The 706-nt window shown below is 78.3% G+C and carries 2 protein-coding genes; both read right to left on the minus strand.

What is annotated here, in order from left to right:
• Nucleotides 1-86 precede the first annotated feature (86 nt).
• Nucleotides 87-422, minus strand: coding sequence for a hypothetical protein (locus ACYVE9_RS29560; protein ID WP_461030943.1), 336 nt, complete (start codon nucleotides 420-422; stop codon nucleotides 87-89).
• Entirely contained in the window at nucleotides 419-604 is a 186-nt protein-coding gene (locus ACYVE9_RS29565; protein WP_461030944.1) for a hypothetical protein, read from the minus strand. The genes ACYVE9_RS29560 and ACYVE9_RS29565 overlap by 4 nt, the downstream gene beginning before the upstream one ends.
• Nucleotides 605-706 lie beyond the last annotated feature (102 nt).

The following is a 706-nucleotide window of genomic DNA, read 5'->3' on the forward strand; positions in this document are numbered from 1 at the left end:
ATCTCGGGCGCGCCCCTCCGGGACCCGCCGCGACGGACGTCGGGGGCGCGGTCACGGGCTCGGAGCGCCGCCCCTGCCACGGCCGGTCACTGCGGCTCCCCGGCGGATCCCGGCGGCGTGAGCCCGTCCCCGGTCACGCCCACGTCGCTCACCGGCACCCCCGTCGACTCCGCCGCGCGCGTGGCCACCGTGCCCCGCACCTCCGTGCGGCTCGCGCCGGGATCACTCGGGCAGGGCAGGACCACCCCGATCTTGATGCGGGCGCCGCCGCGCCGGATGCGCACAGCCGCCCTCGGCAGCCGGACCGGAACATCAGCGCCGCGCGGCGACTCACCGGCGGCGATCCGCTCGTGCGCCCGACGGCTGCTCCGGGTGGCGCCGCGGTCCCCGCTCGGCGGCGGCGCGCTTCCGGGGGTGCTCACCGGTGACCCCTCACGAGCGTGCGCAGCCACTCGGCCGGTTCGGCCCCGCCGTCCAGCGCCCGGCCGACGAGCCAGCCGAGCGCACCGAGCGTCGCCACCAGCAGGAAGGCCGCGAACCCGCCGAACCAGCCGGCGAATCCCAACGCCATGCCCACCATCAGCCCCACCGCGGACCTGCCCACCGTTCACCCTTTCGCTGTTTCTCAGGCCCGGGACCCCGAATGCCTGCGCCCTGCTGTGCCCCGCGCGCCGGCGGGGCCGTGCCGTCCCGCGCGGGCGCCGTT

The sequence above is a fragment of the Streptomyces sparsus genome (assembly GCF_054776295.1).